The following is an 18,813-nucleotide window of genomic DNA, read 5'->3' on the forward strand; positions in this document are numbered from 1 at the left end:
GGCCCGCGTCGTACCGTCCCCCTCCCGAAGGACTTCACCCATGACGGACCCGCACGACCAGCCCGCACCGGCGTCCCCCCTGCCGCGCGCCGAGCACCCGGACGGCGCGCCGGAGGGCGCCGTGGCACCTGGCCGCCCGACGCTCGGAGCGCTCTTCGCCTCGTGGGTGCGCCGCACCCCGGGCGCCCCGGCGCTCACCGACGGCCGACGGACCTGGACCTACCGGGACCTCGCGGCCCGCGCGGACCGGCTGGGCCGCCACCTCGCCGCACGAGGCGCCGGGCCGGACCGGGTGGTCGCGCTGGTCCTGCCCAGGTCCATGGAGCTGGTCGCGGCCGAGCTGGCCGTCACCCGGGCGGGCGCCGCCTTCCTGCCCGTGGACCCCGCCTACCCCGCCGAACGGCGTGCGCTGATGCTCGCCGACTCCGCGCCGGCGGTGATACTCGACGATCCGCGAGAGGTCCGCGCTCTCCTGGAGAGCGAGGACAGCGCCGTCGGCGCCGCGTTCCCCGCCACCACCGACACCGCGGCCGGCGACGGCACCCCGGTCGCCGGTGACGGCGGCCCGGACGCGCGGGCCGCCGGTCCGGCGGACGCCCGTGCCACCACCGGTGCCCGGACCCCGCTCGGCCCGGCGGACGATCCGGCAGCCGGTCCCGACGCCGATCATGCCGCCTACGTGATCTACACGTCCGGTTCCACCGGCACCCCCAAGGGCGTGACCGTCACACACCGGGGCATCGGCGGCTTCACCGCGGCCGCCGCCGAACGGTACGCCGTGGCGCCCGGCGACCGCGTGTTGCAGTTCTCCTCGCCCAGCTTCGACGCATCGGTGCTGGAACTGTGCGTGTCCGTCCTGTCGGGCGCGACCCTCGTGGTCCCGCCGGACGGCCCCTGGCTCGGCGGCGAACTCGCCGCCGTCCTGGACGAGTACCGGATCACCCACGCCCTCGTCCCACCGGCCGCCCTGGCCACCCTGCCCGACCCGGCGGAGGGCACCGCACGCCATCTGCGCACGCTCATCGTGGGGGCCGAGGCCTGCCCGGCCGGACTCGTCGACCGCTGGGCCCCCGGCCGCCGGATGATCAATTCCTACGGACCGACGGAAGCCACCATCGTCGCCACCTGGACCGGACCGCTCACCGCCGGCCGGGGCGCGCCCACGATCGGCACCGCCCTGCCGCACACCCGGGTGTACGTCCTGGACGCCGGGATGCGGCCCGTACCGCCCGGAGCGGACGGCGAGTTGTTCATCGGCGGAGACGCGGTGGCTCGGGGCTACCTGGGCCGTCCGGGCCTGACCGCCGCCCGCTTCGTCGCCGACCCCTTCGGGCCGCCCGGCGCCCGGCTGTACCGCACCGGGGACCGGGCCCGTCGGACCGCCGAAGGAGAGCTGGAGTTCCTCGGCCGACTCGACCGGCAGGTCAAGATCCGGGGCTTCCGCGTCGAACCGGGGGAGATCGAGGCGGCCCTGCGCCGGACCGGCAGCGTCGGCGAGGCCGTCGTCGTCGTACGCGAGGACGAGCCGGGCCGTCAGCGTCTCGTCGGTTACGTCACCCCCGCAGGTCCCGCGCCGATCCCGGACCCCGCCGTACTGCGCTCGGCCGTGGCCGCCGCTCTCCCGGCCCACATGGTGCCGTCCGCCGTCGTCGTGCTGGACCGGATGCCGCTCACCGCCCAGCACAAGATCGACCGGAGGGCCCTGCCCGCTCCCGGCCGCACGGCCGCGCCGGGACAACTGCCCCCGCGAAGCCCCGAGGAGCGGGCCCTGGCAGAGATCTGGGCCGACGTGCTGGGCCTCGACGCGGTCGGTGCCACGGACGACTTCTTCGAGCTGGGCGGCGACTCGATCCTCGCCGCCCGCGCCCTGGCCAGGATCCGCGAGGATCTCGGCGTCCGGCTCACGGTGCGGGACGTCTTCACCGCGCGCACGGTCGCCGCGCTGGCCCCGCTGCTCGGTGACCCGTCCGCCGCCGCGCCGCCCGAACCGATCCCGCCCGCCCCCCGCGCGGACGCCTTGCCCCTGTCCAGTGCACAGCGGCGGCTGTGGTTCCTGGACGACCTCACCGACGGCGGCACCGAGTACAACACCGGCGTGTCCCTACGGCTGCGCGGCCCCCTGGACACGGACGCGCTGCGCCGGTCCCTGCACCGCCTCGCCACCCGTCACGACTCCCTGCGCACCACGTTCACCACGGTCGACGGACAGGGCGCACAGCGTGTCGGTCCGGAACCCGCGCTGCCGCTGCGGACGGCCGACGTCCGGCCGGTACCCGCGCCCGAGCGCGCCGAGGCGGCCGAACGCCTGCTCACCGAAGAACTGAGCCGCCCGTACGACCTGGCGGCCGGCCCGCTGACCCGGGCCCTGCTGGTCCGGTGCGACGACGACGAGCACCTGCTGCTGCTGGCCCAGCACCACATCGTCACCGACGGTTGGTCGGTGGGGGTACTCACCCGGGAACTCGCCGCCCTCTACCGGGCGGAGGTCACCGGAGGACCGGACGGACTGCCCGAACCCAGCGTCCAGTACCCCGACTTCGCCGTGTGGGAGCAGCGCCGGCGGGCCACGGACCAGGAAGCCGAGGACCTCGCCTACTGGGCGCGGCACCTGGCCGGCATCCAGCACCTGGAACTGCCCACCGACCGGCCCCGGCCGGCGGTCCGCCCCACCGCCGGTGCGGCACACCGGTACCACCTCCCGGCGGAGCTGGTGACCCGGCTGCGCGCCTTGGCCGGGGGCCGGGGAACGACGGTGTTCACGCTGTTCGCTGGAGCCTCCGCGCTGCTGTTCTCCCGCTACTCCGGACAGCGGGACGTCGCCTTCGGCACGATCACCACCGGCCGGGGCCGCAGGGACCTGGAGGACGTGACGGGCTTCTTCGCCAACACCGTGGTGCTGCGCGCGGACGTGGACGAGCGGGCCACCGTCGACCGGTTCGTGGAGTCCGTGCGGACGACGGTGCTGGACGCCTTCGCCCACGACGGTGTGCCGTTCGACCGGGTGGTCGAGGAACTCGCCCCGCCCCGTGACCCCAGCCGCACCCCGCTGGTGCAGGCCCTCGTCGTCCAGCAGACCGCGCTCGCCGTGCCGCCCCTCACCGGAGCCCTGCACTTCGAGGAACACCCGCTGCCCCGCCCGGCTGCCCGCTTCGACCTGGTCCTCGAGTTCCAGCCGGACGCCGCGGGCGGCTGCGCGCTGACGGTCGAGTACAGCACCGGCCTGTTCGAGGCCGCGACCGTGGCCCGCCTGGCCCGGCATCTGCACCGCCTGCTGGAGGGCATGGCCGACGGCCCGAATCGCACCCTGGCCGAGCTGCCCATGCTGTCGCAGGAGGAGCAGCGCACCCTGGTGGACTCCTGGAACCCGCCCGCACGCCACGCACGGCAGACCGGTCGGGACACCCTGCCCGAGCTGTTCCAGGCCCAGGTGGCGCGCACACCGGACCGTACCGCCGTGACGTGCGGTTCCGTCCGGCTGGACTACGCCGAGGTCAACCGGCGCGCCAACCGCTTGGCTCGGCTGCTGGTCGCACGCGGGGCGGGCCCGGAAGACCTGGTCGCACTCTGTCTGCCACGCTCGGCCGACCTGCTGCCCGTGCTGTGGGCGGTGTTGAAGTCCGGCGCCGGGTACCTGCCGGTCGACCCCGGATACCCGGCCGAGCGCATCCGCTACATGCTCGCGGACGCCCGGCCCGCCCTCGTCGTCGCCACCCGGGAGACCGCACCCGCGCTGCCCGCTGAGTGCTCCCCGCTGATCCTCGAGGACTGCGAGGACTGCGAGGACTGCGTGGATAGCGCGGACTGTGCGGACCCCGGTGCCGGACTCGCGTCGGCCGGGAGCGACCCGGCCGACGCCGACCTGACCGACGCCGACCGGATCCGGCCGCTCGCCCCCGGTCATCCCGCATACGTCATCTACACCTCGGGATCGACCGGCCGTCCCAAGGGAGTGGTGATCACGCACCGCAGTGTCGCCGCGCTGGCCGCCTGGGCCCGCGAGCGGTTCGGCGCCGGCCGGCTGGCGCACGTGATCGCCTCCACCTCGCTGAACTTCGACGTGTCGGTCTTCGAGCTGCTCTGCCCGCTGCTGGCCGGCGGCGGCGTGGAGGTGGTCACCGACCTCCCGGCGCTCGCCGACTCTCCGGCGCTCGCCGACACCCTGGGGCCACGGCGGACCGGGCTCGTCAGCGGCGTACCGTCCGTGATCTCCCGCATGGTGGAGGGCGGAACCTCCCCCGTGACGGCGGACACCGTCGTCCTGGCCGGCGAGGCGCTGCCCGCCCAGACGGTGCGCGACCTGCGCGCCGCCCTGCCCTCCTGCGAGATCGCAAACATCTACGGCCCCACTGAGGCCACCGTCTACGCGACGGCCTGGTACGCCGGTGACCGGCTCCCGGATCAGTCACCGCCGATCGGCAGACCGCTGGCGCTCACCCGCGCCTACGTACTCGACCACGCCCTGCGTCCCCAGCCGCCCGGCGTCACCGGCGAGTTGTACCTGGGTGGCGGCGGCCTGGCCCGCGGCTACCTGAACCGCCCTGGGCTGACCGCCGCGAGGTTCGTCGCCGACCCGTTCGGCGCGCCGGGGGAGCGCATGTACCGCACCGGTGACCTGGTGCGCTGGTCGGCCGACGGCGAGCTGGAGTACGTGGGCCGGGCCGACCAACAGGTCAAGGTCCGTGGTTTCCGCATCGAACTGGGCGAGGTGGAGGAGGTGCTGCGCCGCTGCCCGGGCGTCGCGGAGGCGGCGGCCGTCGCCACCGAGACCGACGGGCACCGGCGCCTGGTCGGCTATGTCGTCCCGGCGGCCGGGGAGCACGTGGAGCCGGAGGCGGTGCGCAGGGTGCTCGGCCGCACGCTGCCCGACTACATGGTGCCCTCGACCGTCCTGGTGCTGGACGCCCTCCCGCTGAACCCCAACGGGAAGCTGGACCGCGGCCGGCTCCCCGATGCCGGTCCGGCCTCGCGCGCCGTCCACCACGTCGCGCCGCGCACCCCCACCGAGCGCACGCTCGCCGCAATCTGGGCGGACGTGCTCCACGTGGAGCGGGTCGGCGTCGACGACAACTTCTTCGAACTCGGCGGCGACTCCATCCTCAGCATCCAGGTGGTGGCCCGGGCCCGGCAGGAGGGTCTCACGGTGACCTCCCGCGACGTCTACCGGCACCAGTCGGTCGCCGCGCTGGCCCGCGTCGCGGACACCGCGACGCGCCGGCGGCAGGCCGTGCCCCCGCCCGAGGCGCCCACCGGAACGGCGCCTCTCACCCCCATCCAGCACTGGCTGTTCGGGGCCGCCGGCGAGCGGGCCGGCCACTTCGCCCAGGCCCTGTCCTTCGAGCTGCCCGATGACCTGGACCATGCGGCGCTCGAGGACGCCCTGAACGACCTGGTCGCCCACCACGACGCCCTGCGCTCCCGCTTCGTGACCGGTGAGGGCGCCGCCGAGGCCGACTGGCACATCGACGCGGCGGCACCCCGGATCACGCTGGCCCACCACACCGGGCCGGACACCGACAGCCCCCACTTCGGCTCGTTCGACCTCGTCCGGGGACCGCTGATCCGCGCCGTCCTGCACGACCGAGGCCCCGGACGGCCGCCCGTCCTGCACCTGTCCGTGCACCACCTCGTGGTCGACGGGGTCTCCTGGCGGTTGCTCCTGGAGGACCTCGACCGCGCCTACCGGGCCCGCCGCGCGGGCGCCGACGGCACCGCGGTGCTGCCCGCGAAGTCCTCGCCGCTGCGGCAGTGGGCGCGTCGGCTGCACGCATACGCCGTGGAAGGCGGCTTCGACGACGAACGGGCGTACTGGACGCAGGCCGTGCCGGACGGAGAACCTCCCCTCCCCGCCGACCTGACCGGCGCCGACACCTACGCCTCGGCGCGCGCGGTGACCGTACGCCTGAGCCCCGAGGACACCTCCGTCCTGCTGCGCACCCTGCCCGACACCTACCGCACCCAGGTCAACGACGTGCTGCTCAGCGCCCTCGGCAGAGTGCTGTGCGCCTGGAGCGGACGCGACCGGGTGGTCGTGGACGTCGAGGGACACGGCCGTGAGGAACTCTTCCCCGACGTGGACATCAGCCGCACCGTCGGCTGGTTCACCACCCGCCACCCCGTCGCCCTCACCGTCCCGGAAAAGGCCGGCTGGGACGCCGTGCTCAAGCAGGTCAAGGAGCAGTTGCGGGCCGTACCCCGGCACGGCATCGGCCACGACGCGCTGCGCCACCTGGCCGGTTGCGAGGCGGCACCGCGGACGCCGGCGGCTCAGGTCAGCTTCAACTACCTGGGCCGGATGACGCCGCCTGACGGAGCGGACGGGCTGTTCCGCCGCGCCTTGCGGCCGCTGGAGTTGGACGCCGACCCGCAGGCGGCTCGCCCGCACGCCCTGGAGGTGGTCGGCCGACTCGACGGGGAGGCCCTGGAGTTCACGTGGTTCTACTCCGACCGGGTGCACCGGGAGGCCACCGTCGCGCACCTGGCGGAGCGGTTCGCCGACGCACTGGCCGGGCTGGCGCGTCACGCCGCCGGGCCGGGCGCCGCCGGGCGGACACCGTCCGACTTCCCGCTGGCCCGGCTCGACCAGCGGGAAGTGGACCACGTCGTCGGGGCGGACCCCGGCGCGGTCGAGGACGTCCTGCCGCTGACGCCGACCCAGGCCGGGATGCTTTTCCACGGCCTGGCCCAGGACGACCGCGGAGTCTATCTCCAGCAGCTCACCTTCGTCCTGGACGGCGTGACCGACCCGGGCGCCCTCGCCGCCGCCTGGCAGCACGTCACCGACCGCACCGAGGTGCTGCGCGCCCGTGCGGTGTGGCAGGACGTGCCCGAACCTCTGCTCGTGGTGCAGCGCCGGGCGACCGTGCCGGTCACCCACCTGGACTGGCGGGACCTGAGCGATCAGGAGCGCCGCGACCGGCTGCACGATGTGCTCGACCGCGACCGTGCGGACGGCATCGACCTGACGAAGGCCCCGCTCCAGCGCCTGGTGCTCGTGCGTCTCTCCGCCGACGAGGTGCGCGTGGTGTGGTCCTTCCACCACCTGCTGCTGGACGGCTGGAGTCTGTTCCAGGTCCTGTCGGACGTCTTCGCCCGCCATGCGGGGGCCGGCGACGCGACCCTGCCCGACCGCCGCCCGTACCGGGACTATCTGGCCTGGCTGCGCGAACGGGACCCGGCCGAGGCCGAACGGCACTGGCGGCGCCGCCTGTCCGGGCTGACCGAGGCCACGCCGCTGCCGTACGACCGCGAGCCGCGCGAGACGCATCGCGCCCAGTCCACGCAGGCGGTACGCGCCACGGTTCCCGCCGCCACCACCAGGGCGCTGCAGGACCTCGCACGGACCTCGGGCCTGACCCTGAACACGCTCGTCCAGGGCGCCTGGGCGCTGCTGCTGGGCCGCCAGGCGGGCCAGGACGACGTGGTGTTCGGCACCACCGTGTCCGGGCGGCCGCCCGAGCTGCCCGGCGCCGAGGCCATGACCGGCCTGTTCATCGCCACCCTTCCGACCCGGGTGACCGTCCCGGCCGACGGCACCCTGCTCGACTGGCTGCGCCGGCTCCAGCAGGACCAGAGCGAGGACCGGCGATTCGACCACGTGCCCCTCACCCGGATGAAGACGTTCACCGGACTCCCGGAGCGGGCGAATCTGTTCGAGAGCATCGTCGTCTTCGAGAACTATCCGGTCGACGGCCACCTCGCCGCCGCCCACGGGCTGCGGCTGAGCGACCTGGACGGCGTCGAGACCACCAACTACCCGTTGAGTCTCGTCGCCTACCCGGGCGTCGAGATGACCCTGCGCCTGGGCTACGACCCCGAACTCTTCGACGCCGCCACCGCCCGGCGGATGACCGAGTACCTCAGGACCCTGCTGGACGGCATGGCCACCGCGGCGCACCTCCCGCCCGCACGGCAGAGCATGATGACGCCCGCACGCCGCGAGCAGGTGCTGCACCACTGGAACGACACGGACACCGGACTTCCCGAGGCCACGGCGGCGGAGCTGTTCGCCGCTCAGGTACGGCGCACCCCTGGGGCCGCCGCCCTGGAGTCCGCCGACGAGCGGATCACCTATCGGCAACTCGACATGATGACAGCAGAGTTGACGGAGCATCTGGCCGCGCTCGGCGTGCGTCCGGAACACCCCGTGGCCGTGCTGATGGACCGCTCGGTGCAGCTGATCGTCACCCAGCTCGCACTCGCCCGCACCGGCGGCGTGTACGTGCCGCTGGACGGCAGGGCACCGCGCGAGCGGCTGCGCCGGACGCTGATCGAGGCCGGAGCGGATCTGCTGCTCACGGACGCAGCGTGGGAGGAGACCGCCCGGGACGTGCTCCCCGACGGCGGCGTCCTGCGTGCCGACGGCCTCGTGTCCGCCGTCGGCGGGCACCCCCGTCCGGCGGCGTCCCGGCGATGGACGGTCGACCCGGAGCACGTGCAGTACCTGATGTTCACCTCCGGCTCCACCGGCACTCCCAAGGGGGTCGCGGTGCGGCAGCGGGACGTCGCGGCGCTCGCCCTGGACCGTGCGTTCACCGGGCACGACCGGGTCCTCGTCCACTCCCCGCACGCCTTCGACGCCGCCACCTACGAGGTGTGGGTACCGCTGCTGCGCGGAGGGACGGCCGTCCTGGCCCCGCCGGCCGACCTGGATGCCGCTCTGGTCCGGCGGGCCGTCGCCGAGCAGGGGGTGACGTGCCTCTGGCTGACCGCGGGCCTGTTCCGCCTCCTCGCCCAGGAGGACCCCGCCTGCCTGCGTGGTGCACGGGAGGTGTGGACCGGTGGTGAGGCCGTGCCGGGCGCGGTCGTACGCCGCGTGCTGGACGCCTGCCCCGGACTGACCGTCGTGGACGGCTACGGCCCCACGGAGACCACCACCTTCGCCACCCGGCGGGTCTTCCGCTCCGGCGACCCGCTGCCCGCCGTGCTGCCGATCGGGCGCCCGCTGGACAACACACGCGTGTACGTCCTCGACGGCGCCCTGCAGCCTCAACCACCTGGCATTCCCGGGGAGTTGTACATCGCCGGTGCCGGGCTGGCCCGGGGGTACGCGGGACGCCCCGGTGCGACCGCCGCCCGCTATGTCGCCGACCCCTTCGGTCCGCCCGGCGAGCGGATGTACCGCACCGGTGACATCGTGCGCTGGAGTGCCGACGGCGAACTGCACTTCGTGGGCCGCGCCGACGACCAGATCAAGATCCGCGGCTTCCGCGTCGAACCCGCCGAGATCGAGGCCCGGCTCACCGCGCACCCGGACCTCGCCGAGGCGGTGGTCTCCCTGTACGAGGACGGCGGGCGCAAGCGCCTCGCCGCCCACCTGGTACCCGCCGCCGGGGCCTCCGTGCCGCCCGCCGCCGACGTGCGCGCCCATCTTGCCGCCGACCTGCCCGACTACATGCTGCCCGCCGCGTTCGTCACCGTGCCGGAGCTGCCGCTGACGGCCAACGGCAAGGTCGACCGGCGGCGGCTGCCCGCACCCGACTGGACGGCGGGCGGCGACCGCGCCCACCGGGCCCCGCGCACCGAGGCCGAGCGCGTCCTCGCCGGGATCTGGGCCGATCTGCTCGGCGCGGAGCGGGTCGGCGTGGACGACGACTTCTTCATGCTGGGCGGCGACTCCATTCTCAGCATCCAGGTCGTCTCCCGTGCCCGGGCAGCGGGCCTCGCCCTCACTCCCCGCGACCTGTTCCGGCATCCCACGGTGGCCGCGCTGGCCGCCGTCACCGGTGCCGCCGCCTCCGTCGCCGGCACCGAACCGGTCAGCGGTGAAGCCGGCCTCACCCCCATCCAGCACTGGTTCCTCGACCCGCGTCCGCCGCACGCCGGCTTCTTCGACCAGTCCGTCGTCGTCGAGACGGCCGGCACCGTCGACCCCGAGGCCCTGCGCCGCGCCCTCACCGCCCTGTGGACCCACCACGACGCCCTGCGCTCCCGGTTCGTCCTCGACGGTGACGGCACCTGGCGCCAGTACGTCACTCCGGCGGACGCACCGGCACCGGAGCTGCTCCAGGTCTGTGACCCGGCGACGGAGGCCCGCGTCACGGCGGCCGCCCACGCCGGATTCCGGCTGGACAGCGGTCCCCTGTTCACCGCCCGGCTGTTCACCGCCGACGGTGCCCGGGCCGCCCGGCTGCTACTGGTCGTGCACCACCTGGTGGTCGACGGCGTCTCCTGGCGGGTCCTGCTGGAGGACCTGCAGACCGGCTACGGGCAGGCCGCGGCGGAGCAGCCGGTGCGGCTGCCCGCCCGGACCACCTCCGCCCGGGAGTGGGTCCGCCGACTGCGTGACCGTACCGACGGCGGTGGCTTCGCGGACCAGCGCTCCTACTGGGCGGACGCCGCCCGCCACTGCGCCGAACCGCTCCCCGTCGACGGCGACGGCCCGAACACCGCGGCCGACGTCCGCGCGGTGACCGTCCGGCTCGACCGGGACAGCACCGACGACCTCCTGCGCACGGTCCCCGGGGTCTACCGCACCCGGGTCGACGACGTCCTGCTCACCGCGCTGGGCCGGGTGCTCGCCGACTGGACCGGACGCCGTACCGTCGCCGTCGGACTCGAGGGCCACGGCCGCGAGGACCAGCTGTTCGAGGACGTCGACCTGTCCCGCACGGTCGGCTGGTTCACCTCCCTCTTCCCGGTCGCCCTGCACGTCCCGGCAGGAGACTGGGGGAGCGCGCTGAAGGCGGTGAAGGAGCAGCTGCGGGCCGTCCCCGACCGGGGCCTCGGCTACGGCGCCCTGCGCCACATCGCCCGCGACGAAGCCCTCACCGGTACCCCGATGCCCGGCATCAGCTTCAACTACCTGGGCCGCTTCGACTGGTCCTCCGACGGCGGTGCCCTCATCGGCGCGGTGCCCGGCGGTCTCGGCGGCGCGGAGGCCCCCGGCACCAAGCGGCCCCACCTGCTGGACGTGGTGGCCCGGGTCGAGGACGACCGGCTGGAGATCAGCTGGTACCACAGCACCGGCCGGCACCGCGAGGAGACCGTCACCGCCCTCGCCGAGGGCATGCTCGGCGCTCTGCGGGACATCGTCGCCCACTGCGCCCGGCCGGACGCCGGCGGCCGTACCCCGTCGGACTTCCCGCTGGCCCGCCTGGAGCAGCCGGCCGTGGACCGGATCGTGGGGGACGGGCGCGCAGTGGAGGACGTCCTCCCGCTCGCGCCGATGCAAGCGGGCATGCTCTTTCACAGCCTGCTGGACCCCGACGGCCGCACCTACGTCAACCAGGTGCAGCTGGTGCTGTCCGGCGTCACCGACCCGCACGCGCTGGCCGAGGCCTGGCAGTACACGGCGGACGCCAATCCGGCCTTGCGCACCCGGCTGGTGTGGCAGGACACCCTCCAACCTCTCCAGGTCGTGCAGCACCGGGCCACCGTGCCCGTCACCCACCACGACTGGTCCGGACGGTCCGCCGAGGAGGGTGAGCGCGACCTGGACGAGCTCCTCGCCGCGGACCGGGCGGCTGGGATCGACCTCGGGTCGGCACCGCTGATGAGACTGACCCTGATCCGGCTCCCGGCGGACCGGGTACGGCTCGTGTGGACCTTCCATCACGTGCTGCTCGACGGGTGGAGCGCGGCCCAGGTCTTCGCCGAGGTGTGCGAGCGGTACGCCGCCCTGACCGCCGGGCGCCGTGCCGAGGTGCCCGAGCGCCGGCCCTTCGCGGACTACCTGGGCTGGCTGGCCGGGCAGGACACCGGCCGGGCCGAGCGCTACTGGCGCGACCTGCTCGCCGGGTTCCGCGCCCCCACCGAACTGCCGGCGGACCGGCGGCCAGCCGGGGCCCACCGCAGCTCCTCCTCGGAATCGGTGCGGGTCAGCCTCGACACCGTCGTGTCGGCACGGCTGCGGGAGGCGGCCCAGCGGGCGGGCCTCACCCTGAACACCGTCCTGCAGGGCGCCTGGGCGCTGCTGCTGTCCCGCTACGGAGGCGGCGAGGACGTGGTGTTCGGCACGACCGTCTCCGGGCGGCCCGCCGAACTGCCGGGTGTCACCTCGATGGTCGGACTGTTCATCAACACCCTGCCCACCCGCGCCCGGATCGACGGACGGCGCCCGCTGTCGGCCTGGCTGCGTGAGCTGCAGGCCGCCCAGGCGGAGGCCCGGCGGCACGACTTCGTCTCGCTGGCCCAGGTGCAGGCATGGAGCGAGGTGCCGGGCGGCACCGTCCTGTTCGACTCCATCGTCGTCTTCGAGAACTACCCCTTCGACGAGGAGGCGCCGGCCCGGCACGGCCTGGGCCTGGAACAGGAGCGGGACCTGGAGCCGACCAACTACTCACTCAGCGTGGTCGTCGCTCCCGGGGACACTCTCGACGTCCACCTCGACTACGACCCCGCCCTGTTCGACGCCACGACGGTGACCGGGATCGGGGAGAGTCTGCGCACGCTGCTGACGCGGATGGCCGCCGACCCCGACTGCCGCCTGGCCGACCTGGCCCTGCTGGATCCGGGGCCGGGGCGTGACCTCGTCGGCCGCTTCGCGGGGGTGGTGACGCGAGCGCCGCGGGGCACCCTGCCCGAGGCGTTCGCACGGCAGGCCGCCCGCACCCCTGATGCCCCGGCCGTCGTGCACGGTGAGGACCTCCTGACCTACCGGGAACTGGACGAACGCTCCAACCGGCTGGCCCGCCTGCTCATCGCGGCCGGTGCGGGCCCCGAGCGCTTCGTCGCCCTGTGTCTGCCCCGCACCGCCGACCTGATCGTGGCCCTCCTGGCGGTGCTCAAGAGCGGTGCCGCCTATCTGCCGGTCGACCCCCAGTACCCGGCCGAGCGCGTCGCCTTCCTGTTCGACGACGTACGGCCCGACGCGGTGATCACCAGCGCGGAGACCGCCAGCCGGCTGCCCGACGGGCCGTTCACCCGGATCCTGCCGGACGGCCCCGCACTCCTCGCCGCCTCGCCGGACCCGGTCGGCGACGACGAACGGCACGGCACGCTGCTGCCGGACCACCCGGCCTACGTCATCCACACCTCCGGCTCCACCGGCCGCCCGAAGGGCGTCGTGGTCGCCCACGCCTCCGTGCTGGCCCTGACCGAGTGGGCCGCGGCCGCGTTCACCGGCCGCGGGCTGGAGCACGTCGTGGCCTCCACCTCCCTCAACTTCGACGTGTCGGTGTTCGAGATCTTCTCGCCGCTGCTGTCCGGCGGCCGGGTGGAGGTCGTCCGCGACCTGCTGGCCCTGGCCGAGCGCCCCGAGCCCTGGCGGGCCGGGCTGCTCAGCGCGGTCCCCTCGGCCCTGGGCAGGCTCCTGGCGGAGGACGCCGTGCACGTCACCGCAGACACGGTGGTCCTCGCGGGCGAGGGCCTGCCCGCCCGCACCGTCCGCCAGGTGCGCGCGGCGATCCCCGGCTGCCAGGTCCGCAACATCTACGGCCCCACCGAGGCCACCGTCTACGCCACCGCCTTCTCCTGCGACCCGGCCGACCCCGACCGTGACCCGCCGATCGGCCGGCCGGTCGGCGGCGCCCGTGCCTACGTGCTGGACGACCGGATGCGACCGGTACCGATCGGCGCGCCCGGCGAACTGTTCCTCGGCGGCACCGGCGTGGCCCGCGGCTATCTGCGCCGCCCCGGCCTGACCGCCTCCCGCTTCCTGCCGGATCCCTTCGGGCCGTCCGGCGGCCGCATGTACCGCACCGGCGACCTGGTGCGGTGGACGGCCGACGGCGACCTGGTCTACCTGGGGCGCGGTGACGATCAGGTCAAGGTGCGCGGCTTCCGCATCGAACTCGGTGAAGTGGAGGCCGCGCTGGCCCGCCACCCCGCGGTGGCCGCCGCGGCGGCCCGGGTGGTCGAGCATGACGGCCACCGCCGGCTCGTCGGCTACGCGGTGCCCCGCGGCACCGGGCTCCCGCAGCCGGCCGAGCTGCGCGCCTTCCTCGCCCAAGGCCTGCCCGACCACATGGTGCCCGCCCTCGTCGTGCCCCTCGAGCGGCTGCCGCTCGGCGCCACCGGCAAACTGGACCGGCGGGCCCTGCCGGAGCCGGAGTGGGCGGCCCCGGCCACGGGCGCCACCCGGCCGCCACGCGCCGGGGCGGAACAAATCCTCGCCGCGATCTGGGCCGAGGTGCTCGGCGTGCCCGAGATCGGCGCGGACGACAACTACTTCGCGCTCGGCGGCGACTCCGTCCTGGGCATCCAGATCGTCTCCGCCGCCCGCCGCGCCGGTCTCGCCCTGACCCCACGGCACCTGTTCACCCATCAGAGCCTCGCCGAACTCGCCCTTGCGGCCGAAGAGCTGACTGCGTCGCGGGCCACCGCCGTCGCCGAGCAGGGCCCGGTGACCGGCGAGGCCCCGCTCACCCCCGTACAGCACTGGTTCTTCGACACGCTCACCGACGGCCCCGGCGACTTCAGCCAGACGGTCTCCTACGAGCTGACCGAGGACGCCGACGAGACGCTGTTGCGGGCCGCCCTGGCCGTCGTACTGGAGCATCACGACGCCCTGCGGCTGCGCTACGAGCCGGCCGTCGAGGGATCATGGCGGCAGCACGGCACCGCGCCCGGCCAGGCCCCGCACCTGGAGGTGCATCGCACCGCGCCGTCACGGGAGATCGCCGACACCCTGGCCGCCGGCTTCGACCTGGCCGCAGGACCGCTGCTGCGGGCCGCGCTGTGCCGCCCCGACGGCGGCGGACGGCCGGTACTGCTGCTCGCCGCGCACCATCTGGTCGTGGACGCGGTGTCCTGGCGGCTGCTCCTGGAGGACCTGGACACCGCCTACCGCGCCCTGCGCGTCGGCGACCGGCCCGGCCCGGGCCCGAAGAGCACCTCGTTCCGCACCTGGGCCGAGCGCCTCGCCACCCACACGGCCGGCGGCGGCTTCGACGGGGAACTCGCCCACTGGAGCGGGCTCGACACCGGGGCCGACCTGCCCACCGACGACCCCGGCGGCACCAACACCGCCGCCGACGAGGAGACCGTGACCCTCGGCCTGGACACCGAGGACACCCGGCGGCTGCTCCAGGACGTCCCGGACGCCTACCGCACCCGGATCAACGACGTCCTCCTGTACGGGCTGGGCCGCGTCCTGGCCCGGTGGACCGGCCGGGACCGGGTGGCGGTCACCCTGGAGGGCCACGGCCGCGAGGAACTGCTCGCGGACGTCGACCTGGCCCGGACGGTCGGCTGGTTCACCACGATGCACCCGGTCGTCCTGGACGTGCCCCGCGACGCGGACACCGGCACCGCGCTGAAGTCCGTCAAGGAGAACCTGCGGGCCGTACCGCACGGCGGGCTCGGCTACGGCGCCCTGCGGTACCTGCACCCCACGGCCGGCCGGGAGCTGCCGGACCTGCCGCAGATCTGCTTCAACTACCTGGGCCGGCAGGACGGGCACCCGGCCGCTCCCGGCGCACTGCTGCACGGCCCCCGCGACGGCCTCTCCGGCGGCATGGCCGGCACGGGAGCCCGGCCGTACCTGCTCGACGTACTGGGCCGGGTCACCGGCGGCGAACTGCGGTTCACCTGGTCCTACTCCCGCGAGGTCCACCGGCGCGAGACGATCGCCCGCCTGGCGGCCGAGCTGACGGACGAACTACGCGCCCTGGTACGGCACTGCGCCGAGCCCGGCGCCGGCGGCCGCACCCCGTCCGACTTCCCCCTCGCCCCCCTGGACCAGCCCGCCGTCGACCGGCTGGTCGGCACCGGCGCGGACGTCGTGGACGTGTACCCGCTCACGCCCACCCAGACCGGCATGGTCCTGCACGGCATGGACGAGGCCGCCCACGGCCTGTACGTCGAGCAGATCACCTGCGTGGTGGACGGCGCCCACGACCCGCGGCTGCTGGCCGCCGCCTGGCAGCACGTCGTGGACCGCACACCCGTCCTGCGCACCTCCGTCGCCCTGCACGACGTACCCGTGCCGCTTCAGGTCGTCCACCGGGATGTCGTCCTGCCGGTCACCGAACACGACTGGACCGCGCTGCCGGCGCGGCGACGCGAGGCCGAGCTGGAACGGCTCCTCGCCGACGAGCGGGCCCGGGGCCTCGCCCTGGACCGCGCTCCACTGCTGCGGCTCGCGCTGGTCCGGCTCGGGCCGGACGCGGTGCGCATGGTGTGGACCTTCCACCACGTCCTGCTGGACGGCTGGAGCGTCTTCCACGTCCTGTCCGACGTCATGGCCGCGCACGCCGCGCTCGCCCGGGGCGAGCGGCCCCGGCTGCCCGAGCGCCGGCCGTTCGCCGAGTACGCCGCCTGGCTCGCCGCCCGCGACACCGGCCGGGCCGAGCAGCACTGGCACGACGTCCTGGCGGACCTGGCCACCCCGACAGCGCTGCCCTACGACCGCAGGCCCGCCCCGGGCGGCACGGCCCGCTCCGGCACCTGGCTGTCCCAGCGGCTCGGCGTCGACGCCACCCGCCGGCTGCAGGAGTTCGCGCGCCGGCACCGCCTCACCCTCAACACCCTGGTGCAGGGCGCCTGGGCGCTGCTGCTGGCACGCTGGAGCGGCGAGCGGGAGGTGTGCTTCGGCACCACGGTCTCCGGACGCCCCGCCGATCTGCCCGGCGCGGACGGCATCACCGGTCTGTTCATCACCACTCTGCCCGCCCGCGTCACCGTCGACGGCGCCGCCGGCTGCGCCGCCTGGCTGCGCGCGCTGCAGGAGGACCGCGCCGACGACCGCCGCTTCGACCACGTGCCCCTGAGCACCCTGCACGGCCTCACCCGGCTGCCGTCCGGTACGCCGCTGTTCGACAGCCTGGTGGTCTTCGAGAACTATCCGGTCGGTGATGCCACGGCCGGCGCGCACGGCCTGACGCTGCGGGACCTGGACGCCCGGGAAGCCACCAACTACCCGGTCACCGTCGTCGTCTCCCCGGGTGACGAACTGGCGGTGGAACTCGGTTACGACCCGAGGTACTTCGACGAGGCCACTGCCGGATCGCTCGCCGCGCAGCTGCTGCACACGCTGCACACCCTCGCGGCCTCGGACGGCACCGCCCGTCTGGACGCCGTGGACGTCCTGCCGCCCGGACAGCGGGCCGCACTGCTGCGCGGACCCTCCCGCCCGGAACTCGGACCGGTCCCCGGGGCCACCCTTCCCGCACTCGTCGAGGCCGCCGTCGACCGGTGGCCGACCGCGCCGGCGCTGGAGGAGTCCGGCCGGGTGCTGACCTTCGCCGACCTGGAGGCCACAGCCAACCGGCTCGCCCACCGGCTCATCGCCCGGGGCGCGGGACCCGGGGGCCTCGTCGCGCTCCTCCTGCCCCGCTCGGCGGACATGGTGCTGGCCCAGCTGGCATCGGCGAAGGCAGGGGCCGCGTTCCTGCCCGTGGACCCCGCCTACCCGGAGGAGCGGATCGCGCTGATGCTCCGGGACGCGGATCCCGCCCTGGTCCTCGACGCCAAGGAGATCGCCGGGCTGCTGGCCGCACCGGCGGACGACGTGCCCGGCCACCGGCCCACCGACGCCGACCGGAGCCGCCCGCTCGACCCGGACGACCAGGCGTACGTCATCTACACCTCGGGCTCCACCGGCACCCCGAAGGGCGTCGTCGTCACCCACCGCGGGCTCGCCGCGTTCTCCGCCGCCGAGGCCGCCCACTACCAGGTGGCCCCCGGCGACCGGGTGCTGGCGTTCGCCACGCCGAGCTTCGACGCCTCCGTTCTGGAGCTGTGCATGACCCTGCCGCACGGTGCCCGCCTGGTCGTACCCCCGCCCGGCCCGCTGCTCGGCGCGGAGCTGGCCAAGGTGCTGCGCGAGGGGCGCATCACTCACACGCTGCTGCCCCCGGCCGCGCTCGCCACCGTGCCCCCGGACACGCCCGGCACCCTGCCGGACCTGAAGACGCTGATCGTCGGCGCCGACGCGTGCGGTGCCGAACTCGTCGCCCGCTGGGCCCCGCACCACCGTATGGTCAACTCCTACGGGCCCACCGAGGCCACCGTCGTCGCCACCTGGTCCGCCCCCCTGGAGCCGGACGGAGCGGCGCCGCCCATCGGCCGCCGGCTGCCCGCGACGGGCGCCTACGTCCTCGACACCCGGCTGCGCCCGGTCCCGGACGGCGTGCCCGGGGAGCTGTGGCTGAGCGGGCCGGCCCTCGCGCGCGGCTACCTCGGCCGCCCCGGCCTGACCGCGGCCCGCTTCACCGCCGACCCGTTCGGGCCGTCCGGCACCCGCATGTACCGCACCGGCGACCTGGTGCGCCGAGACGCCCACGGCGAGCTGCACTACCTGGGGCGCACCGACCACCAGCTCAAGCTGCGCGGGCACCGCATCGAGGCCGGGGAGGTCGAGGCGACCCTGGTCCGCCATCCGGCCGTGCTGGACGCCGTGGTGACGGTACGCGAGGACGAGCCGGGCACGCCGCGGCTGGTCGCCCACCTGCTCACGGTCCCCGGCGCCGAGCCACCCACCGGCGCGGAACTGCGGTCGCTGGCCGCCCGTTCACTGCCCGGGCACATGATCCCCTCGGCGTTCGTGGTCCTCGACCGCTTCCCGCTCACCGAGAACGGCAAGACCGACCGGGCCGCCCTGCCCGCTCCGGCACCCGCGGAGGAGCGGCGACCGACCGTGCGGGTGGCACCCCGCACGCCCACCGAGGAGGCTCTGGCCGCCATCTGGGCGGAGATCCTGCGGAGCCCCGTGGGCGCCGAGGACGACTACTTCCTGCTGGGCGGCGACTCGATGCGCGCCCTGCTCATCGCCTCCCGCGCAGGCGAGGCGTTCGGCGTCCCGCTCACCCCGCGTGACGTCCTGGTCTCCCGCACGGTCGCCGCCCTGGCGGAACTGGTGGAGGAGCAGGTGCTGGACGAACTCGAAGACGCCGCGCACGGCGGCCACGACCACGACGAACGGTGAGGACCCGA

The 18,813-nt window shown here is 74.9% G+C and carries 1 protein-coding gene; it reads left to right on the plus strand.

The features are described from left to right. Nucleotides 1-40: 40 nt before the first annotated feature. A complete protein-coding gene (locus AB0N17_RS14390; protein WP_366011602.1) occupies nt 41-18,805 on the plus strand; it encodes a non-ribosomal peptide synthase/polyketide synthase in 18,765 nt (6,254 codons plus the stop codon). The last annotated feature ends 8 nt before the right edge of the window (nt 18,806-18,813 follow it).

Source organism: Streptomyces sp. NPDC051133 (assembly GCF_040682635.1).
GTDB lineage: Bacteria > Actinomycetota > Actinomycetes > Streptomycetales > Streptomycetaceae > Streptomyces.

Bases quoted from the DNA above. Each gene is read 5' to 3' on its own strand.
- AB0N17_RS14390 (WP_366011602.1), top strand. From the start codon at position 41: ATGACGGACCCGCACGACCAGCCCGCACCGGCGTCCCCCCTGCCGCGC.